This is a genomic window from Vibrio cionasavignyae, assembly GCF_050337155.1.
Taxonomy (GTDB): Bacteria; Pseudomonadota; Gammaproteobacteria; order Enterobacterales; family Vibrionaceae; genus Vibrio; species Vibrio nomapromontoriensis.
The window spans coordinates 511,295-535,296 of the sequence record NZ_JAKJSR010000009.1 but is presented as its reverse complement, the minus strand read 5'-3'; the positions used below and the strand labels follow the sequence as shown (position 1 = coordinate 535,296).

Below are 24,002 nucleotides of genomic sequence, written 5' to 3'. Positions count from 1 at the left end.
TAACTCTCTAATTAATGACGATACACTTGCATTAATTTACGAATAAAAACCAAGCTAAACTTGTTTAAACAAACGATTTATCCTGTCTTTTTTATGACTTTTAATTCGTCGATAGTTAAAACGATGACTAGTTCCTTCTCTCGAAGCTCAATAATTCTACGATCATATTCATCCATCATAATATTAACGACCCATAACGCTATCGCCCCTGCCCCTATATGCGCAAATTTTAGTTGTTTAATATCCGGAAACTGAGCTTGCAACCATTCAACGGCAATCGCGATAACCAAACCGGCTAATGTACCCAGTACACTGGCGTAGTTATTGTAAAAGGCTCGTGCCCGCTCCATGGTTTCACGGGCGTCTTGGGCGTTCACCAGTTCTACGTCATCAACGCCATTCTCAAGTAAGTCATAGGCGTCGATCACATCTTTTCTATTGGGTTGGGAGAAGCCGGGTAAATAAGAAAACACAATGGCTACCCACACGGGCAGTTTTAAGTGCGAGGTATTTTTATTTATCGATAACCCGTGTTTTCCATCCATATTATCTCCTTGACTTCTTAGGGGGTGTTAAAAAATTAAATTTCAGGATAACCGTATAAATAAACTCCCAAAAATCGGAAGATATATAGAAATTCATGCGTTGAAGCTGATATCATGTTATACAACAAACTCTTTTTTAAAATCTGACCAAGCAGCTTCTAACCAATCTTTCACAAACTCATTTCCGTCATCAAAAATATACTTATCTTGGTATGGAAATAAATATGATTTGCTTCCATTTCTATGCTCATACGTAACATGTGACGCTGACTCATCCGCTACGTTCCAACTCACATGAATATATGGATAATCTTCGTTGTCGTAGAAAGTCATATCTCGCGTTCTGCGGTTTTTCCACCACCCCCACTTCAGCTGAAGGACCCTATGCGAAGTTTGGTCCTGCTGTGTTTGTGTCGCTACTCTAGGCCCAGTATTGACCGAATCGTTCAACTTCCTTTGAGTAATAGCTATTGCGCTACTATCAATATAACTAAACCCATACGTTTTTTTGTTTTTTCTCATTGCAACTGAATTAACGATGCTTTTATTACCTTCGGTTCTCTCCATTTTCCAATACATATTTAAATATTCCTTATGCTATGCATTTTACTTATTGTTATATTTTTAGACTTATATAACAACAAGACTTAAAAGACGTATCAATGACTTTAGAGTTTATTATGGACTTAATAATCAATAATCTGAATATTTTCCATTACAACCATCATATTCACTCCATTAACAATATGAGTTTTATTGGCATTAATGAACTTGTAGCATTTTCTAGGGATTAAATCTCTCTACCTATCAATTAAATACAGTAGGTTCTTCCAAAATATTTGCCATGAGAGCCAATGTATATTCTGATTGAGGCCCCATATCTATACCCTGCCCAATTAATATTGCTCTTGCTCGGTCAAGTACATGTCCACGCGAAGCGTTATGTGAACGCCATGTTTCTCTATATGCCCTTCGCTGTGCATTCGGAGCCGCATCTATATATTCTCGTGCTGACTGAGCAATCGCACCATCAAGTATTCCATTATTCACGACACACTGAACGATATTATTCTTAGGATTACTGTTGATTGCTCTACTTTCTAATACTCCTGATACTTTATTTTTTGAACAGTCACTTTTAATTCCATTTCCTTGCGTTAAAGCTATCATTTTTACTTTTTGTGATTTGTCTGCCACTTTACTTCTGTCGTTTTTTCTCTCGATTTGTATATACATACCTATTTTCCTTTTAATTGACTTTTACTCATTGCCATAGGCTACTTCAATGCTTATGACAAAGTGTTAAAAATAATAGTCCTTAATCCAACTATCTCTTTACTTACAGTTGGTCTTTCATCTGCTCTATAGGTGTTATTGCGCGCCATGACCTTAAGCCTCAACCAACTCTGATGGCCGCATTACCCAACTCAGTCGCATGCCGCTCCAACTCTTCATCATCATTCACCGCCACGCCATTCACTTCCGTAGTCGGCTGCACCATGCCTAATCGCTGCTGTACCACATGGCCGAGCTCATGGGGTAAATGTTGCTCTTGCCCTTGGGCTAGGTAAATATCGTCTCCCTGCGCATAACCATGAGCATGCACTCTGGCGGGCATAGGTGAGTTGTAGTGCACTTTTACCTTACTCAAATCCAAGCCTGTTAAGCGCTCCATTCCTCTTCTTAGCCCAGTCGGTAGCCGTATTCCTAAGGAGCGGCCTGGGTACGCTTGTGGCCAGTTGTCACAGCTAGCGTAAGTTGGCCAAGGTGTGGAGTACTTATCCGTATTGAAACCTAAGTGTCTCACTGTCATGTTATGCCCTTTATACTTGTTGCCTTGTTAGTGATAGCAACGTGAACATGTTTATGTACTCATAATCTAGTCATGAACACAGATTAATACTGAGCATAAACGCGGCAGTTTACGGAGGAACTGATGACAGGGAAGAATCCATCATTTTCACTGTGCAATTAATAAGATTTACCGCTCAGGTTGGAGCGCAACTCATTACCCTCAAGGTTGTTGATTTATTCACGTGTGGATGAACTCGTGATGATCTAGGTATACCGGAGGAAACCCAATGAACCAGCAGTCAACCAATCATGATTTACCATCAAACAACAAGGTAGATGCTTTACTTACAACCCCACCGACACACACTCAAGAAACGAATGCAGAGCATGGGGCAGTAACACAATGTGAAAAAACGTCTTCTGCGACACCAACTTTATCCGATGCTGCGCCAGTGCAATGTGCAGAAGAGATCGTTGAAACCATCCACACTCCAGCAGCAGTTGCCATGGAACATGCCATACCGGCGCCAAGCTATGTGTATGTCGCTGGTAAGTTGCGTGTGCACTTTCCAACGCGAGGTCTAGAAAAAGAATACGAGGCTGCTACTCAGACACTTGGACTAAATCCGCGAAATTACAATCTGGTCTTTACCCACAAGGACAACAACGGCAACTTGACCTACCGCTATATTGCTGAGCAGGTAAGTTGGATACTGAGCGTAGAAGGGCAAGATGCCTATGTACTTCTGCCTAACAGCAGCGATGAACTGGATGAGTTTATTGACGCGCTGACGTTCGACTCAGCCAGTAACTTAGCGGATGAAACTTACTCGGTGGCGATTGGTGTTAAAGGCCCTATCGCTCCTGATAAAATGAGTGACGACAAACCCTTACCTATGGTGCGCTGCCATCATCTTTTCCATTTCACCACGGAACAATTGCAAAAAGAACTGAGCGGTGAAAATACCACGACTATTGCCATCAGCAATGTCCTCGATGCGCTAACAAAAAAGCCAAACATCGGTGTGTCTGAATTCGATCGTGCTAAAAACTTTATTGCCTACCGATATCCCACTATCTACGCGGCCAGTCACGAAGGTAACCACTTCGCTAGTCACGCTCCCAATCATTCAACCGCTAATGATGCTCAGTATTTAGAAAGCCTTGAGGTGCAATACTCTAACGTTGCTCCAGGACGAACCATTGTCGACATTATTCTGACCTATCAAAAAAACGTTAGCGGTCGTCAACTCAGTTATTTCGCCAGTGTCGATGTTACCGACCAATTCCCGTTTTTACACAGTAATTTAACCGATTACATTCCAACCAATCAGTAAGGGGAGCCTGAAATGAATTTAATCTCTACGTCACCTAGCTCCGTCATCAACGTGGCGCAACGCTCTGCTGCCTTACTCCCGTACAGCTCGTCATTCTCTGATGATGGCGCTATTGATTACGTCTATGTTAACGGGTTTATTAAAGCTGAGTTTGACAACCTAGGGCTAGAAAAAGAGTTTGAGCGCAATATCACATCATGCAATAGTGACGGTCAGCACACCTTGTACATGCCTGAAGATACCGAGAGCGTGCTCAAAGATACAAAATGGTATCAAGACCGCGAACGCTGTTTATTTACTTACCTTTCTCAGCCAAAGAATCGCTACATTGCTAGGCTAATGAAGTGGTCTATCATCAATAGCTACAGTGATGATATCTATCGACTAAAGCCGGCTCCGCAACATCTAGACTCTTTGATTGCCGCCCTGAAACTCAACGATAACGATGTTCCTAAAACGATTAATGTGATTGGCACTCATCAAGTAATAGGACAAGAACCATTACCATGCATTGATATAAAAAAAATCGAGTGCATCTCTCCTTCCAATTTGGTCCAGCAAGTTCAAGCTCAACATGCTGGATTCAATAGCGTTAAGCTTAAGAAAGTCATTGGTGATATTTTGTCTCTGGCAGAAAACCATGGTGATACCGACCACGACCGCGCACTCAATTACGCGCTCTACCATAATTTAGAACTGTATATGGGCTCGTATGAAATTATTTATAACCATGCTGGCGGCAATACCGAGCGAGAAGTCGCACAACTGAACAACGTCACGGTACTTAGCGAAATATGTGGCGAACGAAAAGTCGCAAAAGTGGTATTTGATTTTCAAAACGTTCAAAGCAGCGTCGGTCAACATTGGTATTGTGCAATTGATGTAACTGATGACTACCCGTTTTTATTAACTAAGTTCAAACGGTATCTACCTCGTTATTAACAGCGGTTGTCCCCCTTGTTGCTGACTCTCATTACGAGTCACTGTGCACAAAATAGTTACCACAAAAAATAGTTACCACGAACAAAAAAGCGCCTTCCGTTTTAGGGTTGGCGCTTTTTGTATCGGTACGTTACCCCCCAACTACACACTAACTTTGCACACCTCGGCATTTAATCAACCAATGAATAAACACATTCGGAGGGCGGCTTTCAAAGCGGCTCACGTTCTTTGCGTCAACATCAAGGATATCCACGGTGTCTTTGGTTTCACTTACTATTGCCAAGCCTTCACCTAAGGGGGGATCTGCGGGAACCAGTATACCCTGAGCGTGCTTTTGATAATGATGTTGATGTGTCCGCAGCGCTGTTTCTTGAAAAGACCCTACCGTGGCATTCTCCACTCCATCAACCGTTTTTCGATTCTCCTTACTTCCGCTGGCTTCCACACTGGTTCTCTCATCCACACCGCGAAGAAACTGACCTCGGAAATCCGGCAATGAAAAGTGAGCACTGGTAGCCTTACCGTACAAATCCCCTAGCGCATGGTACAGCTCGGGATAAGAAGCTATCGCTACTTTGCTGCCGTCACATATAAGCCAAGGAAACATAGCTAAGTTTAGCTGATGACCTTCGGTGGTATTCGTGGTTCTAATTTGACCAGCGTACGCAACAATGGAACCAACAGGCATACCCTGATACTGACTTCCCATGATATTGCCAGGATTCAAATTCGGCTGAGTCGGTCGCGTTTCTCCCCCTGTGCCAGAAACGCGAGTGCTGACACCTGTTTGTTTGTTACTGTTTATGCCATCGTTATAACTATTACCATTGCTACTGCTACTGCTACTATCGTTCATTTAAATAATCCTCAAGATCTGAAATATCTCGGTTGCTCGATAAAATCGACATTGTGGTGGGCATCACCACGCTCCATGAATTCTGTTGTTCATCGTCATCAGACGACGGAGGGGGAAGTTGCTTAAAGTCATTCACTATGGCTAGCGATCTAAAGTTCACGGGGGCGAGGCTCTCTTCACCATGCCAAATTCGTCCTGTTTCTAAATAGTAGAGAAAGGCAATCTCACAACCACGTGTAATTGGAACCAGCAACTTCGCCTTAGTTGCTCGTAAATACCGGCTCAAAAATAAAGTAGGATCGAGTTGCTCCAATATTGATGTCGTCGCGATGCTTTGACTTCTGCCCATTTGCTGGGCGGCGTTATTCTGATCCGGCACTATGTGTTGTTCCAGCTTGCAATAAAGATGTGCCCAATCTAATGAGCTGTCAGCATAACCATCAAAAGGCAATGGGTCTTGAGGTGAGTTAGTGTCGCTTCCCACTAACGCTTTCGCTTGCGCGAAGAGCACTGCTTTGCTCGCTTTCAATAAATTCTGATGGATCAGTGCTTGTATCACTGGGTTGCTTTCTTGTGCCAAAATTTGCTTGCGCGTTGCTACCTGCTGTTCGTACGCTTGCTCTTGTTTAATATAAGCATGCTTCAGTTGTGTATAGAGTTTGTATTGCCAAGCTAATTTTGCCTCCGGGGATAAGGATGTAACCACAATGATGTCCGCTAGGGCCCCTTTGGCGTGATCTTGTCGTACTTGTTTTTGAGCCCCGAAGGTATTTAGCTCTAAACTGGCTGGACCGCTGTCTTTAGAAGGCTCGGTTGGCTCGATGCCTTTCGGCTCTTGCAATGCGAGCGAAATGGGAAGTGTAAATAACTGGCTTATCGACTCATCCGAACTGCCGGATTGAGGCGTTTTATTTGCATATTGATATTGCCCGCCGTCATTGGGGGTTTTGATGACTTGGCCTGCAATCATGACCGATTCAACCGGCGTCATCGGCTCCGTTTGCACTGTGACAACGGCGCTGTCTACTCGATATCCCACTGGGATAGATATCTGAGTTTGACCTTGGGTTGATTCTAACTTTAACCCTCCTGTGATCACCTTCTTATCAATCGGTGGGCTTTCCGGTGCCTCAACAGCAAATTGCTCACATAGATCGAGATAATAGTGTGATGGCTGGGTATCAGCAGGTTGATGGTTAGACGACGGAGTTGCTGGCGAGGTGCTTGGCGATGTGGCTGGCGCCGTTTTCTTCTCTAACTCAATTTGACTAAAATGCGTGATCCCTAATTCAGTAAGAGATATCGGCTTTTGAACATCCAGCTCAGGCATCTGGCTGAGTAATTGCCGCACCGATAAATCAGGCAGATCTACGTCTATCGAGACCATGATTCTTTTAGCTGAATGGTGCTCTTGCACACTAAACACTTTATTCAACCAAAAATACACCCCATTAATGTTGTTGGTTTCACGGTTGGAAAAAATATGGCTTTGGGTATTTTCATGTTCAATGGTACCGATGACTTGACGCGCTTTGCTTACTTCATCAAAAGCACGATTCACGGCGTTATCAATGAGCGATTTAGCAAAACTTTGTTTGGTCGTTTCCTCATCACCTTGAGGTGACTCGACAATCGACCAACTGCCATTAGTCACAGCCATTGGTGATGTAGGGGCATAGTCTGTTTGATATTGGTCGACCGTATTTTCAATCAATCTTCCCTGCCGTGCCTTTTCAACCCATGAGCTAAGATCGTCTGTGGTCAAGTTGTGCGTGTTTGTTTGTTCGGTGTGGTCTTTGCTTTCCGTCACCTCCATTGTGGTATCAAGCCGACGAGTGCGAGACTGTGATTTTCGTGTTTCACCCGACAATATGGTTTCTATTTTCTGAATTTCACCAATTTTGTATCCCGTTAGCTTGTAGTTCATACGCTTCAAAGTGCCTACAGCGTATGGAACAGCGGGCAATAGGGCGGGCTTTACCACATTAGAAGGCAACGGAAATAAGGCCTCTGGTAGCGCTAAACTAGCGGCCTGCCAGACCTTAGTTTTATCCAGTATTTCCAGTGACCCGTTGGACGCATAAATTTGAGGGGAGTTTAGTGAACCCGTATTTGTGTTCGTCATTGGCATGGTGTCAGCAATTTTTGCCAATACAAAAATCGCCTTCAATATTTGTATTAATTTATTAAGCCAATAAGTGTCGTAATCTAGCTCTATAATCAGTGCGATCGTACTTAACCAGAGCCTTTTTATGAACGCGGCGCCAGAGGTAGTCACGTAATTTTTAAACGCTTCCACACTGCCGAACTGGTCGACGAGTAAATTCTGCCATTGATCGCCTCGAGGGTCTTGATTTTGTAATTTCGCCAATAAGCCCTGTAGTTTGTCATCAAATAAATTAGGCGAAGAAATGAAGTCTGAGCTTTTAATATACGTCACCGCCAACGTTTCTATTTTTGCTCTATCGTCACTTTTTGCCGCGTCGACATAACTGCTGAACTCAGGACTTTGCAATACGCTCTGAGGAGGCGAAATAAAACGATTATCAACATCGTAGCTAGAAATAATCGGTGTATCATCAAACAACAGATAGGGAAATAAATTCCGATAGTCGTTTTCTTGGGTGTACTGAAATTGGCTTGCGTAATCGTTCGACATTCTGAGTTTCCTTTGGGATCGTGAACCTCTGAGCCCTCCTAGAAAGTTTACTCTCGTAAAGAGTCTGCCCTCATAGAGAGTGGTTAGTTCAGCATATCCAAAGCGATGCTCGGCATGATTGGGGAATCTGTTGAAAAATAGAGTGTAAACAACGAAAGGGATAACAACACCGCGAAGTGACCTCGCATCTCAGCAGTACTTGAGGTTATAATGCCCGCGCTTTCATCTGGGACATAACTATGATTTCTAAAAACCAATTAAAACTACTTCGTGCATTAGGCCAAAAGAAACAGCGCAAGGCGCATGGCTTGTTTTTAGTCGAGGGCGAGAAAAACGTTCTTGAGTTGGTTGGCGCACCGCTTACCGTCAAGCAAGTCTTTGCCACCAGCGACTTTCTTAACGCTAATGAGCAAGCGCTCAGCCGTTTTGATTGTATTGAAGCGTCTTTGGATGAATTGACGAAAGCAAGCAGCTTAGTGAGTAACAATGCCGCTGTCGCAATTGTCGAAATACCGAGCCACGACATTCCTGAAGCAAAAGGATTGATGATTGCCTTAGATGGTGTCTCTGATCCGGGTAACCTTGGCACCATTATTCGCATTGCCGATTGGTATGGCATCAAGCACATTGTTGCCAGCACTGATTGCGCTGACCCATACAACCCGAAAACCATCCGCGCGACGATGGGCAGCTTTGGTCGTGTTCAGGTTAGCCTAACCGACTTGCCGAGTTACTTAGAACAAGCAAGTATCCCTGTTTATGGGGCGTTTCTTGAAGGTGAAAGTGTCCACAGTACCCAATTTTCTGCGCAAGGCATCTTACTGATGGGCAGTGAATCTCATGGGGTACGCTCGGAAGCTGAAAAACACGTAACAGACAAAATTACCATCCCGGCCTTTGGCGGAGCAGAGTCACTCAATGTCGCCATGGCAACAGGCATTATTTTGGATAACCTTCGCCGCCAGCACAGCTAAATAGACCTTATGTAGATGTCATTGAATGTAGATGTCATTAAATCAAAATATATAGGTGTCGCTTGAATACGAAAAAACGCAGCCACTGACTCAGTGGCTGCGTTTTTTCTGTCTAGTAATGTGTCCTAGAAGGTAAAAAGAGCGCGGTTATTTTTCTAACATACCTAATTTGTTTGGTACGCCATTCCACTTATCCGCTTCGTCCATCGCGGGCTTCACTTCGGTAATGTTTGGCCACACTTCCGCGAGTTCTTCATTCAATGCAATAAACACTTGCTGATCTTCAGATAGCTCATCTTCTTGAAAAATCGCCTGAGCATCACATTCTGGAACACAGAGACCACAGTCGATGCAGTCTATTGGGCTGATCACCATAAAGTTCGGGCCTTCATAAAATGCATCGGCCGGGCAAACCGCCACACAGTCTGTAAATTTACATTGAATACAATTATCAGTTACGACAAATGCCATGGTCATCAGCTCTTGGTTAGTCAGTCAATCAATAGACAATGCGTAGAAAAATCGCTCGAGCCTATTATGGAGGGGCGATGATACGGATTCACGGGTAAAATTCAATATCATGCCAAGCATAAATTTATCGCGTTGGGTATCCTCAGTCAGCTCCTGTAGCTTGAATTAAGTATGACAGACAAAGCAACTTCACGTAAAATGCGCGCCATTGTGAGCGTAGTATCGAATGAGGTACTACGCTAAGACACCTACTAACACGAGACATCACCATGATACGTTTAACCGAAATTAAACTTCCTCTTGATCACGAAGAAGACGCCCTTCTTGCTGCCATTGCGAAAAAACTCAACATTCCGGCTGAGCAAGTTCTGTCATTCAATATGTTTAAGCGTGGCTATGATGCTCGTAAAAAAAGTAAGATTCTGCTGATCTATACGCTCGATGTTGTCGTCGATAATGAAGCACAACTGCTTGAACAATTTGCCAATGATCCGCACGTTAAAGTGACCCCGGACATGGAATACAAGTTTGTTACTCAAGCGCCGGCAAACTTAACTGAGCGCCCTGTAGTGATTGGCTTTGGTCCTTGTGGCTTGTTTGCAGGCCTTGTACTTGCTCAAATGGGCTTTAACCCAATTATTGTTGAGCGCGGCAAAGAAGTACGCGAGCGCACCAAAGACACCTTTGGTTTTTGGCGTAAACGTACACTTAACCCTGAATCCAACGTGCAATTTGGTGAAGGTGGCGCAGGTACATTCTCTGACGGCAAACTGTATAGCCAAGTGAAAGATCCTAAGCACTATGGCCGCAAGGTGATCGAAGAGTTTGTTGCCTCTGGCGCACCAGAAGAAATCCGTTACGTCAGCAAGCCGCACATCGGGACCTTTAAACTGGTCACTATGATTGAAAAAATGCGCGCGAAAATCATTGAACTGGGCGGTGAAATTCGCTTCAGCACCCGCGTTGATGATATCCATATGGAAGATGGTCAAATCACAGGTTTGACGCTTTCTGACGGTGAAACACTTCACACCCGTCACGTTGTCTTAGCGGTGGGTCACAGCGCTCGTGACACCTTCGAAATGCTGCACGAACGTGGTGTTTACATGGAAGCAAAACCGTTCTCGGTAGGTTTCCGTATTGAGCACAAACAGTCCGTCATTGATGAAGCTCGTTTCGGCAAGAACGCTGGCAACCCAATTTTAGGGGCTGCTGACTACAAACTGGTTCACCACTGTAAAAATGGTCGTACTGTTTATAGCTTCTGTATGTGTCCAGGTGGAACCGTGGTTGCGGCGACATCTGAAGAAGGTCGCGTAGTAACAAACGGTATGAGCCAATACTCTCGTGCAGAGCGTAACGCAAACAGCGCGATTGTAGTGGGTATTTCACCAGAAGAGGACTTCCCTGGTAATCCATTGGCAGGTATTCAATTCCAGCGTGAACTAGAAACTGGCGCGTTCAAGCTAGGTGGCGAGAACTACGATGCTCCAGCACAAAAAATTGGCGACTTCTTGAAAGGTCGCGATCCAAGTGCTCTTGGTGATGTGACTCCATCGTTCACTCCTGGTATTAAGCTCACCGATATCTCTAAAGCACTACCTGCTTTTGCTATTGAAGCTATTCGTGAAGCCATCCCTGCCTTTGACAAAAAGATCAAAGGTTTTGCTGGCGCAGATGGCCTACTAACAGGTGTGGAAACACGTACGTCTTCTCCAGTTTGCATTAAACGCGGCAAAGACTACCAAAGTGTTAATCTAAAAGGCTTCTACCCAGCGGGTGAAGGCGCGGGTTACGCGGGCGGTATTCTATCCGCTGGCATCGATGGTATTAAGGCAGCTGAAGCGCTAGCACTATCGATGGTTGAGCAAGCAAATAACGCGTAAATTCAAATACGCGCAGTAACTCACTTCGACGACCTTGTAAAACCCAAAAGCGATGGTTCAATACCATCGCTTTTGTTCGTTTACACGGCTATATTTTTTACTCGTTGCTTGACGAGACTGCCAGGATTCAACTTTACGTTAAAACTTCCAAGACACACCAAGGTCAACGCCAACGCCCAAGTCGGCACCGTTATTAAACTTCACTTCTGGAGTAGCAAATAGATCCACATCTAGGTTTTTCACTGGCTCCCAGCGAAGACCAACAGGTGCGTGAACATCAATCGCTTCACTATGCCAGTTGTAACCTACGCCACCTTCCACAAACCAGCTAATGTTGTGCTCTTGGGAAATGGGTTTTTGCAACAGTGCCATACCGCCATTCACATAATTGTCTTTGACACCAATAATAAGATTATTGAACTGAAATGTGACGCCTCGTTTGCTGTCGGCACCTAACTCAAAAGCATGAGCGGTGGTTGCTGTCATTGCAATAAAACCAGTAGCGGCAAGTAAAAGTGATTTCGTCAGTGTGTTTTTCAATGTGTTTTCCTCAATTGAAACATCCTGTTTGTTTTTATCCTGCAATAATGAATGCACTTGCCCGCTTAGGCGTTCGTTTTCGTGTGTGCATTTGATGAAGCAGAGTCTAGAGGAATAGACAAATAGAACTTACCACTTTACGCCATGCAGGCATGACAACTCGGGCAACGTAATGGAGAAGGCTATCATTAGCAGCGATGAATACATAAAAGCCTGCCCTATCTCATGTAGGCAGGCTTTTATAGGTGTATTTGAGAAATACGCTACGATAGAGAAGAGTATGCTTTCAACTCATCGTGTGATGCCGTAGTGACATACTCACCGTCAAGATAGAAATCAACGCTGTCTTTACTACTCACACCTAGCAACACACGTGATTGACCGTTGTCATCAACAAAGTTCATTTGAGTCGTATTGCCGTCAAGCATAGAGATCTTAACTGGTGCGCTTGTTAGTTTCTTGTCTATCTTATGGTTCACTTTAATATAAGAGTTAGCCGGCATATCAGCCAAAGCTTTCTTCTTACTTAATGGGTTAGTACCGGTCCAAAACTCAATTGAGTTGACGACAAATAAGTCTGCCATTGATGTTATTGCGTAAACCGGAGACATCAGCGTATAGAGACCTGCACGAGCATAACGGTTATCAACACCTTTTATGTTCACTTCGTGCATAACAAAGCCTGTTGTCGCCATTTGACCTATACAACCAGAAAGCATGGAAGCCATCACAGCGCTGGCCATCAGCGTCTTAATTTGTTTCATGGTACGTTTTCCTTCTTACCTCCTACCATTAAGGTATGATGGGTAAGTTGTATTAAATATCATCACTAAAGAAATAATGTGCTCATTATTTTCTCATCACCCCCAACTATGGATCGGCGCCGGATTATATTCACAACTTTACAAATGGCAAGTAATTCAACTTGGAGAGATTAGCCAAGCCACCCCATTACACATCGACTCAGCGCAGCCTTAGGTCCCACAAAAACACACCCCAACATTAACTTCTTTTAATTCAGCTAATTAAATCCACACTTGTCCTTTCTTTCTTCACCCCGGCGACTCTAAAAATCAGGTCTATTAATCGCAGTTTTTCACGGCACGCAGGGCGAATCCTACAATACGAATCTTCTTTCTTATCAAATAAATTTCTGGTGAATATTTGAACAGCGTCAAATTTCCCTCCTCGGTAAAAAGTCCTGTTTCGATGCAAACAATGTGTTAGGATGTCCGGCTTTTATGATTCAGCTCACACTTTGCTTGTCGAATAGTGAGAAAACACACATTGCTGGCTATCACAGCGGCACATGAATAGTGAACTTTTAATGCCAAATTCTAATACTGTCGTAGACTCTTCGACAGCTTCTCGCTCAGCGTATGACGCCATTCATCCGCCCGAACGACTGAAACAGCTAGCTGATAAACTGGAAATGAACAATCCAGTATTTTGGATCAGTGGCTCTTTCCTAACGTTATTTGTTTTACTTGCTCTAACCCACCCTGTCGCACTTTCCTCTGTTGTCGATTCTGGCTTTCAACTGGCCACGAAATACTTTGGTGCCTTCTGGCAAATACTCCTTCTCGCTAACTTTGTCATTGGCCTAGCACTATGCTTTGGTAAAACGGGTGACGTAAGGCTCGGCGCGCTTGCAGCACCAAATGTAGAAAACTTCAAGTGGATCTCAATCATCCTCTGCACCTTACTTGCAGGTGGCGGCGTATTTTGGGCCGCAGCAGAGCCGATTGCGCACTATGTTTCTGCGCCACCTTTATTTGGCTCGGCAGATCCGTACACCAACGCGATTAATGCGCTGTCGCAATCTTTTGTTCACTGGGGCTTTCTTGCTTGGGCGGTACTAGGCTGCTTATCTTCCGTTGTTCTCATGCACCTGCATTACGACAAAGGCTTGCCTCTTAAGCCACGTACATTGCTTTATCCGTTATTTGGTCAACGTGTTATCACTGGCTGGCTTGGCAACACCATTGATGCGCTTAGCATTATTGCTGTAGCGGCAGGCACCATTGGACCTATCGGTTTCCTTGGCTTGCAAATCAGCTACGCACTGCAAGAACTGTTTGGCATTCCAGATACTTTTGCAACTCAAGCAACGGTAGTGGTGTTTGCGATGGTGTTCTATACCTTATCAGCATTAAGTGGCGTTAATCGCGGCATTCAAATCATCAGCCGCTACAACATTATCCTTGCTGCAGCGCTTATTGGCTTTATTCTGATTGCCGGACCAACAAGCTTTATTGTTGATAGTTATGTTCAGGGCCTAGGACAAATGATTGATCAATTTGTTCCTATGGCACTTTATCGTGGCGACCCAGAGTGGCTTGGTTGGTGGACGGTATTCTTTTGGGGCTGGTTTATTGGCTATGGACCAATGATGGCGATCTTTATCGCTCGTATTTCTCGCGGACGTACTATTCGTCAATTGATCTTGTCTATTAGTATTGCAGCTCCGTTAGTCACTTGTTTCTGGTTCACCATTGTCGGTGGCTCTGGGCTAGCGTTCGAACTGGCGACACCTGGTATCATCAAAGCAGGTTTTGAAGGCTTTAACATGCCGGGCGCACTATTGGCGATTACGCAACAATTGCCATTCCCAACGCTAATTTCAGTCTTGTTCCTAGTGCTGACCACGACATTTATCGTGACAACGGGTGATTCCATGACATACACCATCACTATGGTTATCAGTGGTGATGAAGAACCTAATGCGGTCATTCGTGCCTTTTGGGGTGTGCTGATGGGGGCGGTCGCGATCGTTCTTATCTCAATGGGAAGTGGCGGCATCTCGGCACTGCAATCATTTATTGTGATCACGGCAGTTCCAGCCTCGCTAATCATTGCACCAAGTCTATGGTACGCACCGAAAATAGCCAATCAAATGGCAAAAGCACAACATCTGTAATTCTGCCCAGAACCTCAACACCCGGTGTTGAGGTTCTATAATCCTTCATTAACAGCTATATCTCGCTTTCTCATTGTATTACCTCGTTTTACTCATTCTGAGTGTTGCTGTTCTCCATGACTAAATAGCTTCGAAAACCACAACTACAATCACCCTATCAATCTTACCACCCGAGATATTGGCACTGCGAATGCCTTGCTATATAACACTATAGTATTAGTAAATAACACGCATATTGACTATTCACACAAGTGAATATGAATGACATAATTTTCTAGGAAAAATAAGAGTGGAACAAAGATCACGACCTCTTTATCAGTAAGAGCAAAGTGACAAAAATTACTATTTCTCAGGATGATTTACATGTGTGAACACAATGAATACTTGGTCAGGGTACGTCGGACAACGTGGCAGCGACGAATAAAGCGAATTAAGGAGTTATATCGCTGCAGGGTTTGTAGGAGAGCTTTAATCATTAAATAGTATTTACATTGTTCCCTCTACGCAGCCTATGCGTAGAGGGAACAATGTTACATGCCTAGCTTAGATAGCGATTGTGGTCTTACCTAACGCTTAGTCTTAAACTGCTTCGCGCTGCCTTTTTTATTGGTGCGGCGGTTGGCTTGTTTGTCTCTTTTTGGACGTTTACTTTCTGTAGAAGCTGGCTTATCTGTCACTGGAAATTCGGCAAGTTGTTGCAAAGGTAATGAGCGCTCTGTCAGTGTTCTAATGGCGTCCAAGTAACCTGTTTCACCATGGCAAACCAGAGAAATTGCCAAGCCAGATTGGCCGGCACGCGCAGTTCTACCGACACGATGAACATACACTGACGCATCTGCAGGTAGCTCATAGTTGATGACGACTGGCAGCTGTTCAACATGTACGCCACGAGCGAGTAAATCGGTGGCAATAAGCACTTGCACCTTGCGCTCTTTAAACGCCTGTAAAGTCTGCTCTCTCTCTACTTGATCTTTATTGCCATGTAACGCGGCTGTCTTAAAACCAGCCTTAGATAGCTTTTTACATAAAGCGTCGGCATTATCTCGTGCACCGATAAACACTAAAACTTGCTGCCACTGATTGTCTTTAATTTGTTGAATCAAGACATTGGCTTTGCTGCCTTTATTTACTAGGTATAAGGATTCTTGAACGTCAGTGACTACGCTGTTGGTCACATGGCTTTGTACGCGAGCTGGCTCATTGAGTAGCAACGCCACTTTTTTTTCCAATGCATCGGGCAACGTCGCCGAGAACATCATCGTTTGGCGCTGACTTGGCAAAGCAAGCAAAATGCTCTGTACATCCGGCCAAAATCCCATATCAAGCAAACGGTCTACTTCATCCAACACGACATGCTTGATATCGCCTAGCCGGATCGCTTGTTGATTGATCAAGTCAAGTAAGCGTCCAGGAGTGGCAATGATCATGGTCGGGTGTTGCTCTAACTGGTACTTTTGGGCATCAATATCCACACCACCACACAGTACAATTGACGACTGAGATAGGCTTTTCGCCAGCGGCGCCAAAGCATCATTCACCTGCATCGCCAACTCACGTGTCGGTACAAGAACCACTGCTCCACTGACGTTTTGATGGCTATCAGCGCTCTCTTCACCCGCCGCTGCCCTTTCTCTGTACAATCGTTCTATTAATGCTAAACCATAAGCCATGGTTTTACCGCTGCCTGTCTGAGCAATCGCTAACACATCTTTACCCAATAATGCCTGTGGCCATGTTAACGATTGAATTTTAGTCGGCGACGGGTACATCTTCGCAATAGCGGTAGTCAGCTTAGAGTTAAAATTGAAGGTTTTAAAAGGCATAATCAAGTTCATCGTAGGAGAAAAGTGAGTGGGTACTCTCGGTGTTGCGTCTGGTGGTCTACAGCAACCACTATGAGGGTAAATTAGCGAATATCAGTGAGAACTAAGAGGAATAGGTAAGCCAGCATTGCAGCAAAAGACATTGCATCTTTTGCTGCTTAACTGACTTAACTTACAAGCTTAATCTTGGTATTCGCTTTTGTCTTCAGGACGTAACTGGCGTTGTATCGCCATTAAGAAGTTACGCAAAATCTGATCTTTACATTCACGATAGTGCTTATTGTCTGGCTTACGGAAAAACGCACTCAATTCGTGCTTACTTAGATTAAAATCTACCGATTGTAGGGCATCTAAGATATCTTCTGCTTTCATGTTTAGCGCGATTCTAAGCTTCATGAAAATCATGTTATTCGTTAGGCGCTTTTCAGGCTCAGGTTGCGCACCTTCGCGCTTACCGCGTTTAATATTAATTAAGCCATTCAAGAAAATCGCTAAATCTGTATCGCTTGCTGACTTATAATTATCATCGCTGTCTTTTTTTAACCAATTCGACACTTGTTCACGTGTCACTTTGTGCTCTGCCGCTGCAAACACGTCAATCATTTCTGCGTCTTTAAAGTCAAAGGTATAGCGAATACGGCGTAAAATATCGTTATTAGTCAAAATAAATTCCAAACAAGAAAGTAATCAGCATAGTCAGTAACACAGAGGGTGTAGCAGTATGTACCACTGACCTTGAAAGTCGAGCGCGAAGCCTAACACAACCGTGTTTGACTACCTACCTATTTAAGCACTGATTCGACGATGAAGCCATGTCTGAGAACGAATTATTCAGACATGGCTTAGTTCTCTACACACTGAATGGCTTCCGTTTAACCGCTGACCGGGCTACAACGTGAACCGCGCAACTAAGTGCTCAAGTTCGTTCACTTTCTTGTTGAGCTCATCTACCTGCTTAGCACTGGAATGGGCTCGTTCTAATGTACGATCTGAGATATCACTAATCGAGGAAATATCCGATGCTATTTCCTTTGTCACTGCTGTTTGCTCTTCTGCTGCTGTCGCAATGGAGTTAATCATATTTTGGACATTGCCCGCGCCTGAAACTATCTCTTCAAGTGCGCCAATTGCCCCTTCACTTTGCTTTACTCCCAACTCAACCAGCTGACAATTATCAACCGTAAGCGAGACTGCCTGCTCAGTTCCTGATTGAATTGATTGGATTAACGTTGCCACTTCTTGCGTCGCACGTGTCGTACGCTCTGCCAAGGCTCGAACTTCATCCGCAACGACAGCAAAACCACGGCCTAATTCACCCGCTCTTGCCGCTTCAATAGCTGCATTCAGTGCCAATAAATTGGTTTGTTCGGCGATCTCTTGTATCACCTTAATAACGCTTCCAATTTGTTGACCATGCTCGCCGAGGGCGCTCATTTGAGATGACATCTCTTGCATTTGGATAGACACTTGCTGAACACTCTCGACCATTCCCGAAATAACTTCACGCCCTTCTACCGCACACGACTCTGAACGCTGCGCTTCACTATAGGTCTGGTTACCTTGCTGGGCGACTTCAGAAATAGTTAAGCTAAGCTCCTCTGAAGCTGTCGCTATCAATGTCGCTTTGTCAGACTGCGATGATGCCCCAACAACCATCTGCTCACTAATCGCACTTAGTTCATAGGTTGCCTCTTTAACGTCAGCACTGACAGAGTGGATCGAACATATTAAGTCAGCCAGCGACTGCTGCATTTGATTAATAGATTGCGCTAGAGTCGACAGTTCATCACTTGCGTCATCTTTCACTTTCGCATTCGATAAATCACCATTAGCAATACGACGAGCAATGTCGTTTAATACCGAAACACGACGAACTATAGAGTTAGAAAGTAGATAAGCTACTACGATGGAGCCTACCAATACGAATATTGCTGAAATAATGATAGTCAAAAAGATCACATTGAACGAATCGACTAGACCATTCAGAGATTGATAAGTATCTTGTTTTTCTGAAGCAGAAGCCTCATCAAGCGCCTTTTCTAGCGGGACTAAATACTGCTGAAATAGTTGTTTGGTAATATCAAAATTAACTGAGATACGTTCTTCAGAAACAGACGTCATAACTTCTGCTTCAAAGCTATCGGTATAACGTTGCAGCAGCGTCAAACCTTCTTTCAACATCAAGCTATCGGCCCGGTTGCTCGCTTCTAAGCGTCGCAGCTCCGTAAACGCTGCATGGGCACTGGCTAGGTTGTCTCGATACGCTTGGACAGCCTGAGCATCACCCAGTATCACTTCAAGTGAACTACGATAGACATCGCCAATCTCATCAATCAAAATAAGATACTGCTCAAGCTCAGGGACATCATCACTACTCGCTTCTATCGCAACTTGCTCTGAAGCGGTCACTTCAAACCAAATAATGCTTAACCCAGAGCACATAATTGCGAACACCGCAAAAAAACCGCCGTACAACTTATTCTTAACTGACCACTTCACACTAACTACCTATCAATAGACTTATTTTTCTTCGAGAATTATAAGGCTAATTTGATATAATCACTAGGTAAAGTCGCTCACTATGGGAAACAGTTAACACGCCTCTTCCCATAGTGGGAACATTCGTATCCCATTGAAAATCATATGCTACCGCCAATAAGTGCGGTCATTTTTAGATAAACTAACAAAGATATCACAGACTACTATTACGGTTTTATCGGCCAATATTGAGGTTTTATTTGCCCATATTAAGGCACTGCCTACCAATATTTCTGTCGTTTTTTAAAATTGGCCGCTGTTTTATTACGCAAGCCTTTTTGAGCTTGTTTGAAGTTTTTGCCCAGCATAATTCGAATTTGGCTATACGTTTCATAGGCGAGTAACTTCCATGCAGGGGCAGTCCAATAGCGAGTGTAGATGTGCTTGATTGCAGCCGTAACATCTGGCGATTTAAGAGCGATCTCTTGGCATAACTCATCAGCGGCCTGCATCGGTGTATCATGGATTTCGGTGATCAATCCCAACTCTAATGCACGCGTCGCATCAAGTTGCGTCGCGCACATGGAAATTCTCATCGCTTGGTCTTTTGCCATCACCTCTCTAAGTCCAAGAGAGCCTGCCATATCGGATGTTAAGCCCATTTTTGATTCCATAATAGATAGATTCGCGTTGGGTGAACACATTCGAAAGTCAGCGCCCAACGCAATTTGCATACCCGCTCCCCAGCAGTAACCTTCAATGACAGCAATAACAGGAATCGATAGCGCTCGCCAATTAGCACTAACTTGCTGAGCTCGATTAGCACTTCCTGGCCACACTTTAAAAAGCAGTTGAGCGGCAAACCGTTTATTGGCCATCATGGCACTAAAATCTAAACCAGAACTAAAGTTGTCACCATTACCCGTCAGAATTACCGCGCGAAGCTGACGATCTCGCTTTAAGCGACGACTGATATCAATTAACTCGTCAAACATGATCATATCGACACCATTGAGTTTATCTGGTCGATTCAACGCTATAATGATGACATCACCCCGTCTAACAACCTCAATATGTCGATAGTTATATTCCTTGCTAGAATCATGAAGAGATTCAGATTTCATATTCCACCTTCTTTGCGTGCGGTTGACTGACAGCCATGAATTCTAACCGGACTGCCGCTACCGCGGACGATAGATCTGTTACCACTTAATAAGACATAACTCGACTTTACTTGCTCATAAAAAGCCGATGAGGAAAGTGTAGACACTCACCGATAATTAATTAGTGTATTTACTCAAACTGAGACATTGAGCAGAACGCTCACCGTAATATTCCTTTGTCATTTTGTGACTGCCTCGCTTAATTATGAATCAAGTAAGCCGTGATTATTTGCAGTATCTCCAATTAATATGATTATCAACTTGTGTTATCACGAGGAATTGTTTGAATGGGCTGGTAGTAATGGATAAAAGGGAACACTATCCAATGTCAAATGACTCTAGCAATAAAGATATCAATCAATCACACCCTCTTTGGTTGTCGGCTCTATTCACCGTTGTTACTTTTGTACTGCTTTATTCGGTCCTGCCTAGCTACGTTGGCTTAGATAGCTTAGCAGGCTCGGCTTTACTGTCGATCGTAAGTGAATGGGCTGCACTCATCTCTGTATTGTGGCTACTACCACATATCAAAGGGATCTTTCATTTACGCCGTCGCCAACAAAAAGTATCCAATCTCGAAAAGCTATCCGTGTAGATTAGCCGTGATGACGTTCGACCTTACCACCTATGCACTTTGTTTATTATATACTTAACAACAAGTTACAAGTAAGCACCGAATTCGGCCAAAAAATGTGATCAAGTTCAACTTGATCCATGAATATGGCAGTGGTAGTGTGGTCAGCGATGACGAAAACATGACCACAAGGAGCGTGCTTTGCCGAATATTCAAGTGAGTCGTTGGCTAGTTGAATCTTGCCCTAAAGTCTTAGAGCAAAAGATCATCTCAGCTGTCGCCTACCGAGAAATGAAGGGATCTATTTCTGATATGGAATTGTGTCAGATATTCGGAGAAACCGTTTGGAAGAGCGGTGACAACTACCACACACATGCGGTCTCATTGCACATCAATGAAGAAGAAAAGCGTTGTCGAGTCATTCCTAGACTATCTATCGCTTAATTAAATAAAAAAGGTCTACCTCGCGGTAGACCTTTTTTATAATTCATATTCGCACTAAACAGTGACAGGTAAGTATTCGCTTACTTCAAACCATTATTCTGATAAATTGATTCCAGCGTTTCGTCTTTACGCTTCCAAAGTGCGTTTAACCAGTGATGAAAGCGACGTTTAAACGCTTTGTCTTTAAAGTAATCCCCACTTAGATTTTCATCCATAGGGTAAACCTCTATCTTAACCACTACTTTGGTTAATCGACCTTTAAGCAAATCTTCAAACGGACTTTCGCGGTTTTCTGGATAGGCCAAGGTAATATCAACAACGCCATCTAACAGTTGATTCATCGCGTTTAGGGTAAAGGCTACACCACCTGTTTTAGGTTTGAGTAGATGACGATAAGGCGTTTTACCTGTTTGCACCTTTTCAGGGCTGTAACGGGTACCTTCAACAAAACTGATCATCGTGGTGGGTACATGCTGAAATTTCTCGCACGCCTTTTTTATCGCGTTAAAGTCATCATTACGACGCTCTGGGTGCTTAACGAGGTAAGCTTGCGAGTGACGCTTCATAAACGGCATGTCTAGCCCCCAGCAAGCCAAACCAACAAAAGGGACGTACAACAAGCTTTGCTTTAGTAGAAACTTGCACATTGGCATTCTGTCTTTCATTACCGAGCTGATAATCACAATATCGGTCCAGCTCAAGTGGTTTGAAAGTAGCATATACCATTGTTCAGGCGTGAGCTCCTCGCCCCCTTCTATCTGCCAGTCGATGTTATTGTTTACGTTTAACAACCAGAGGTTAACGGTTGCCCATACCCACATTTGCTTATTTGCCAAACTCGTCATGGTCTTTTGCACTGGATGAAGTGGCAAAATCAATTTGATAATAGAAAGTGTTGAAACCACGACTGCGGTAACCGCCGTGTTCAATATGACGAGAAGTGAGTTGATCAATAAACGCAGATTACTAAGCATACATCTTGTTACGAGTTCAAAAAGGGAGGCTAATAATAACAATTTTTTCAGTTCAGTATAGTAAAGCTTTGTCCCTACTTAACAATTAATCGAGAAAATAACCCTATGAGTTCATAGGGCAAAAACTCTAATACTTACGTTCGCTTTAAGATAGCCAACCAGAGAAGTGACCCACTAAGTACAGACAAAGCCCGGCCATCACACCAGCAACAATGTCGTCAATCATAATGCCTACACCACCATGAACCCGTTTATCTAGCCATCCGATAGGCCACGGTTTCACCATGTCAAAAAATCTAAACAGCACAAAACCCGTTATCAGCCACTTCCATTCATCCACAGGAATGTTTAATGCAGGCACGATCATCATGGTAATCCAAAAACCAGAGAACTCATCCCAGACAATAGAGCCATGATCATGTACTCCCATATCATCAGACGTCACCTGACAAATTTTCACGCCGATAAAGCAAGATGCCACAACCAAGACGACATAAAGACTAAATGGTAGCTGCACCAACAAAAGATACAATGGAATTGCCGCTAACGTCCCCATCGTACCGGGAATGATTGGAGACAGACCACTGCCAAATCCTGTCGCTAGCAGGTGCCAAGGGTTTTTTAACGAAATCAGGCTCAATGGGTTGGTCATACGGTTACCTTAAAGTGGTCAAATCCACTTACGTTCCAGTCTAAAGGGATATTATTGCGATGCAGTTCTAAGTGGCGAGTGCCCGTTATTCTGCCTATACAGCGAAATGGCGTGTTCGAAAGCGCCACCTCTAGTTGCCCGCGGTTCGCTTCCGGAACAGTAAAGCACAGTTCATATTCTTCACCGCTAGTAAGGGCGTAGTACTGTCTCTCATCCTCTTGTTGCAAAAAGGCCGTCAATGCAGGTGAGATAGGTAGCTCAGCAACATCTATTCGCGCCCCTACGTCAGAGCGAGCTAGAATATGTCCAAGATCGGAGACAAGCCCGTCTGAAATATCGATAGCAGAAGACGCAATGTCTCTTAGTGCCATACCACTTAGCACTCTAGGAGTAGACATAAAGTGTTGCTCCACCAGATGCTCATTAAGCGTTGCATCGTCGCTCATACGCTGCTGTAAAATAACATCTAACCCGGCCTTAGCATCACCTAACGTCCCCGTTACGTAAATCCAGTCACCTACATTTGCACCACTGCGAGTGAGCCCCTTACCTTCGGGCAGTGTTCCCTGAACGGTCAGCGTAATCGACAATGGACCTTTTGTCGTATCGCCACCGATTAATTGTATGCCGTAATAATCAGCCAGTTTGAAAAAGGTTGTGGTAAACACTTCGAGCCATGCGTCGTCAACCTTAGGAAGCGCGATCCCCATGGATACCCATGCAGGAGAGGCTCCCATGGCAGCAAGGTCGCTAATATTTGACGCTAACGCCTTATGGGCAATATGAGCAGGGTTTGCATCTGCGAGAAAGTGAGTGCCAGACACTAGCATGTCTGTGCTAACTGCAATGTGGCTATTCTGTGCGGGGGCCACGATAGCGCAATCATCACCTTGGGCTAGGATTACATCTTTACGCTGTTGCTGCTGATGAGCAAAGTATTTGTCAATTAAGCTAAATTCACCGGACATAT

23 protein-coding genes are annotated in these 24,002 nt (G+C 44.0%); 7 read left to right on the top strand and 16 right to left on the bottom strand.

The features are described from left to right. Nucleotides 1-77: 77 nt before the first annotated feature. From L4D74_RS03000 to L4D74_RS02985, 4 genes are all read right to left on the bottom strand, one after another. Nucleotides 78-545, bottom strand: a complete 468-nt coding sequence (locus L4D74_RS03000; RefSeq protein ID WP_428750625.1) for a hypothetical protein — start codon at nucleotides 543-545, stop codon at nucleotides 78-80. A gap of 117 nt (nucleotides 546-662) precedes the next feature. Then, the gene (locus tag L4D74_RS02995; protein ID WP_428750624.1) at nucleotides 663-1,124 is read right to left on the bottom strand and encodes a hypothetical protein; all 462 of its coding nucleotides are present in this window, start codon (nucleotides 1,122-1,124) and stop codon (nucleotides 663-665) included. A gap of 228 nt (nucleotides 1,125-1,352) precedes the next feature. Continuing rightward, complete coding sequence (locus L4D74_RS02990; RefSeq protein WP_428750623.1) at nucleotides 1,353-1,781, bottom strand: hypothetical protein; 429 nt, start codon at nucleotides 1,779-1,781, stop codon at nucleotides 1,353-1,355. Nucleotides 1,782-1,941: 160 nt separating this feature from the next. After that, nucleotides 1,942-2,358: an eCIS core domain-containing protein gene (locus tag L4D74_RS02985; protein WP_428750621.1), complete on the bottom strand. Its 417-nt coding sequence runs from the start codon at nucleotides 2,356-2,358 to the stop codon at nucleotides 1,942-1,944. Between the two features lie 268 nt (nucleotides 2,359-2,626). On the opposite strand from L4D74_RS02985, the gene L4D74_RS02980 reads away from it, so the two are divergent. Further along, nucleotides 2,627-3,676: a cyanobactin maturation protease PatG family protein gene (locus tag L4D74_RS02980; RefSeq protein ID WP_428750620.1), complete on the top strand. Its 1,050-nt coding sequence runs from the start codon at nucleotides 2,627-2,629 to the stop codon at nucleotides 3,674-3,676. 12 nt (nucleotides 3,677-3,688) lie between these two features. Then, nucleotides 3,689-4,618 (top strand): cyanobactin maturation protease PatG family protein, encoded by a 930-nt coding sequence (locus L4D74_RS02975; protein ID WP_428750619.1) that lies wholly within the window; start codon nucleotides 3,689-3,691, stop codon nucleotides 4,616-4,618. A 148-nt stretch (nucleotides 4,619-4,766) separates the two neighbouring features. On the opposite strand, the gene L4D74_RS02970 is transcribed toward L4D74_RS02975, so the two are convergent. Together L4D74_RS02970 and L4D74_RS02965 are read right to left on the bottom strand one after the other, a co-directional pair. Then, nucleotides 4,767-5,474: a phage tail protein gene (locus L4D74_RS02970; protein ID WP_428750618.1), complete on the bottom strand. Its 708-nt coding sequence runs from the start codon at nucleotides 5,472-5,474 to the stop codon at nucleotides 4,767-4,769. After that, entirely contained in the window at nucleotides 5,464-8,133 is a 2,670-nt protein-coding gene (locus tag L4D74_RS02965) for a hypothetical protein (RefSeq protein WP_428750617.1), read from the bottom strand. The genes L4D74_RS02970 and L4D74_RS02965 overlap by 11 nt, the downstream gene beginning before the upstream one ends. A gap of 239 nt (nucleotides 8,134-8,372) precedes the next feature. On the opposite strand from L4D74_RS02965, the gene L4D74_RS02960 reads away from it, so the two are divergent. Then, nucleotides 8,373-9,107 carry an RNA methyltransferase gene (locus tag L4D74_RS02960; RefSeq protein ID WP_428750616.1) on the top strand — a complete coding sequence of 245 codons (735 nt, stop codon included), beginning with the start codon at nucleotides 8,373-8,375 and terminating at the stop codon, nucleotides 9,105-9,107. 147 nt (nucleotides 9,108-9,254) lie between these two features. Here the strand turns inward: L4D74_RS02960 and fdxA are convergent, their stop codons facing one another. Beyond that, a complete protein-coding gene (gene fdxA, locus L4D74_RS02955; RefSeq protein WP_265675774.1) occupies nucleotides 9,255-9,578 on the bottom strand; it encodes a ferredoxin FdxA in 324 nt (107 codons plus the stop codon). A 269-nt stretch (nucleotides 9,579-9,847) separates the two neighbouring features. On the opposite strand from fdxA, the gene L4D74_RS02950 reads away from it, so the two are divergent. Next, nucleotides 9,848-11,464: an NAD(P)/FAD-dependent oxidoreductase gene (locus tag L4D74_RS02950; RefSeq protein ID WP_428750615.1), complete on the top strand. Its 1,617-nt coding sequence runs from the start codon at nucleotides 9,848-9,850 to the stop codon at nucleotides 11,462-11,464. 138 nt (nucleotides 11,465-11,602) lie between these two features. On the opposite strand, the gene L4D74_RS02945 is transcribed toward L4D74_RS02950, so the two are convergent. Further along, the gene (locus tag L4D74_RS02945) at nucleotides 11,603-12,004 is read right to left on the bottom strand and encodes a hypothetical protein (protein WP_428750614.1); all 402 of its coding nucleotides are present in this window, start codon (nucleotides 12,002-12,004) and stop codon (nucleotides 11,603-11,605) included. Between the two features lie 263 nt (nucleotides 12,005-12,267). Further along, nucleotides 12,268-12,768: a DUF3332 family protein gene (locus L4D74_RS02940; protein ID WP_428750613.1), complete on the bottom strand. Its 501-nt coding sequence runs from the start codon at nucleotides 12,766-12,768 to the stop codon at nucleotides 12,268-12,270. Between the two features lie 563 nt (nucleotides 12,769-13,331). On the opposite strand from L4D74_RS02940, the gene L4D74_RS02935 reads away from it, so the two are divergent. Then, on the top strand, nucleotides 13,332-14,924 hold the full coding sequence (locus L4D74_RS02935; protein ID WP_428750612.1) for a BCCT family transporter: 1,593 nt from the start codon (nucleotides 13,332-13,334) through the stop codon (nucleotides 14,922-14,924). Nucleotides 14,925-15,490: 566 nt separating this feature from the next. Here L4D74_RS02935 and L4D74_RS02930 read toward each other — a convergent pair. The 4 genes from L4D74_RS02930 to L4D74_RS02915 form a co-directional block, all read right to left on the bottom strand. Then, entirely contained in the window at nucleotides 15,491-16,747 is a 1,257-nt protein-coding gene (locus L4D74_RS02930; protein ID WP_428750611.1) for a DEAD/DEAH box helicase, read from the bottom strand. A gap of 180 nt (nucleotides 16,748-16,927) precedes the next feature. Beyond that, nucleotides 16,928-17,410: a YehS family protein gene (locus tag L4D74_RS02925; RefSeq protein ID WP_250615501.1), complete on the bottom strand. Its 483-nt coding sequence runs from the start codon at nucleotides 17,408-17,410 to the stop codon at nucleotides 16,928-16,930. Nucleotides 17,411-17,635: 225 nt separating this feature from the next. After that, nucleotides 17,636-19,246, bottom strand: a complete 1,611-nt coding sequence (locus L4D74_RS02920) for a methyl-accepting chemotaxis protein (RefSeq protein ID WP_428750610.1) — start codon at nucleotides 19,244-19,246, stop codon at nucleotides 17,636-17,638. Between the two features lie 260 nt (nucleotides 19,247-19,506). Beyond that, the gene (locus L4D74_RS02915) at nucleotides 19,507-20,349 is read right to left on the bottom strand and encodes a crotonase/enoyl-CoA hydratase family protein (protein WP_428750608.1); all 843 of its coding nucleotides are present in this window, start codon (nucleotides 20,347-20,349) and stop codon (nucleotides 19,507-19,509) included. A gap of 364 nt (nucleotides 20,350-20,713) precedes the next feature. Here L4D74_RS02915 and L4D74_RS02910 point away from each other — a divergent pair, with 364 nt between their 5' ends. Beyond that, nucleotides 20,714-20,983 carry a hypothetical protein gene (locus L4D74_RS02910; RefSeq protein ID WP_428750607.1) on the top strand — a complete coding sequence of 90 codons (270 nt, stop codon included), beginning with the start codon at nucleotides 20,714-20,716 and terminating at the stop codon, nucleotides 20,981-20,983. 180 nt (nucleotides 20,984-21,163) lie between these two features. Then, nucleotides 21,164-21,406, top strand: coding sequence for a hypothetical protein (locus L4D74_RS02905; protein WP_250615505.1), 243 nt, complete (start codon nucleotides 21,164-21,166; stop codon nucleotides 21,404-21,406). Nucleotides 21,407-21,486: 80 nt separating this feature from the next. On the opposite strand, the gene yihG is transcribed toward L4D74_RS02905, so the two are convergent. From yihG to thiL, 3 genes are all read right to left on the bottom strand, one after another. Next, nucleotides 21,487-22,380, bottom strand: coding sequence for a 1-acylglycerol-3-phosphate O-acyltransferase, YihG family (gene yihG, locus L4D74_RS02900; RefSeq protein ID WP_428750605.1), 894 nt, complete (start codon nucleotides 22,378-22,380; stop codon nucleotides 21,487-21,489). Nucleotides 22,381-22,525: 145 nt separating this feature from the next. Continuing rightward, nucleotides 22,526-23,032, bottom strand: a complete 507-nt coding sequence (gene pgpA / locus L4D74_RS02895; protein ID WP_428750604.1) for a phosphatidylglycerophosphatase A — start codon at nucleotides 23,030-23,032, stop codon at nucleotides 22,526-22,528. Then, on the bottom strand, nucleotides 23,029-24,000 hold the full coding sequence (gene thiL, locus L4D74_RS02890) for a thiamine-phosphate kinase (protein ID WP_428750681.1): 972 nt from the start codon (nucleotides 23,998-24,000) through the stop codon (nucleotides 23,029-23,031). The genes pgpA and thiL overlap by 4 nt, the downstream gene beginning before the upstream one ends. Between the last annotated feature and the right edge of the window lie 2 nt (nucleotides 24,001-24,002).

What these genes read in the sequence shown, in the direction of transcription:
- L4D74_RS03000 (WP_428750625.1), bottom strand. Translation starts at nt 545, where the DNA reads ATGGATGGAAAACACGGGTTATCGATAAATAAAAATACCTCGCACTTA.
- L4D74_RS02995 (WP_428750624.1), bottom strand. Translation starts at nt 1,124, where the DNA reads ATGTATTGGAAAATGGAGAGAACCGAAGGTAATAAAAGCATCGTTAAT.
- L4D74_RS02990 (WP_428750623.1), bottom strand. Translation starts at nt 1,781, where the DNA reads ATGTATATACAAATCGAGAGAAAAAACGACAGAAGTAAAGTGGCAGAC.
- L4D74_RS02985 (WP_428750621.1), bottom strand. Translation starts at nt 2,358, where the DNA reads ATGACAGTGAGACACTTAGGTTTCAATACGGATAAGTACTCCACACCT.
- L4D74_RS02980 (WP_428750620.1), top strand. Translation starts at nt 2,627, where the DNA reads ATGAACCAGCAGTCAACCAATCATGATTTACCATCAAACAACAAGGTA.
- L4D74_RS02975 (WP_428750619.1), top strand. Translation starts at nt 3,689, where the DNA reads ATGAATTTAATCTCTACGTCACCTAGCTCCGTCATCAACGTGGCGCAA.
- L4D74_RS02970 (WP_428750618.1), bottom strand. Translation starts at nt 5,474, where the DNA reads ATGAACGATAGTAGCAGTAGCAGTAGCAATGGTAATAGTTATAACGAT.
- L4D74_RS02965 (WP_428750617.1), bottom strand. Translation starts at nt 8,133, where the DNA reads ATGTCGAACGATTACGCAAGCCAATTTCAGTACACCCAAGAAAACGAC.
- L4D74_RS02960 (WP_428750616.1), top strand. Translation starts at nt 8,373, where the DNA reads ATGATTTCTAAAAACCAATTAAAACTACTTCGTGCATTAGGCCAAAAG.
- fdxA (WP_265675774.1), bottom strand. Translation starts at nt 9,578, where the DNA reads ATGGCATTTGTCGTAACTGATAATTGTATTCAATGTAAATTTACAGAC.
- L4D74_RS02950 (WP_428750615.1), top strand. Translation starts at nt 9,848, where the DNA reads ATGATACGTTTAACCGAAATTAAACTTCCTCTTGATCACGAAGAAGAC.
- L4D74_RS02940 (WP_428750613.1), bottom strand. Translation starts at nt 12,768, where the DNA reads ATGAAACAAATTAAGACGCTGATGGCCAGCGCTGTGATGGCTTCCATG.
- L4D74_RS02935 (WP_428750612.1), top strand. Translation starts at nt 13,332, where the DNA reads ATGCCAAATTCTAATACTGTCGTAGACTCTTCGACAGCTTCTCGCTCA.
- L4D74_RS02930 (WP_428750611.1), bottom strand. Translation starts at nt 16,747, where the DNA reads ATGCCTTTTAAAACCTTCAATTTTAACTCTAAGCTGACTACCGCTATT.
- L4D74_RS02915 (WP_428750608.1), bottom strand. Translation starts at nt 20,349, where the DNA reads ATGAAATCTGAATCTCTTCATGATTCTAGCAAGGAATATAACTATCGA.
- L4D74_RS02910 (WP_428750607.1), top strand. Translation starts at nt 20,714, where the DNA reads ATGTCAAATGACTCTAGCAATAAAGATATCAATCAATCACACCCTCTT.
- yihG (WP_428750605.1), bottom strand. Translation starts at nt 22,380, where the DNA reads ATGCTTAGTAATCTGCGTTTATTGATCAACTCACTTCTCGTCATATTG.
- pgpA (WP_428750604.1), bottom strand. Translation starts at nt 23,032, where the DNA reads ATGACCAACCCATTGAGCCTGATTTCGTTAAAAAACCCTTGGCACCTG.
- thiL (WP_428750681.1), bottom strand. Translation starts at nt 24,000, where the DNA reads ATGTCCGGTGAATTTAGCTTAATTGACAAATACTTTGCTCATCAGCAG.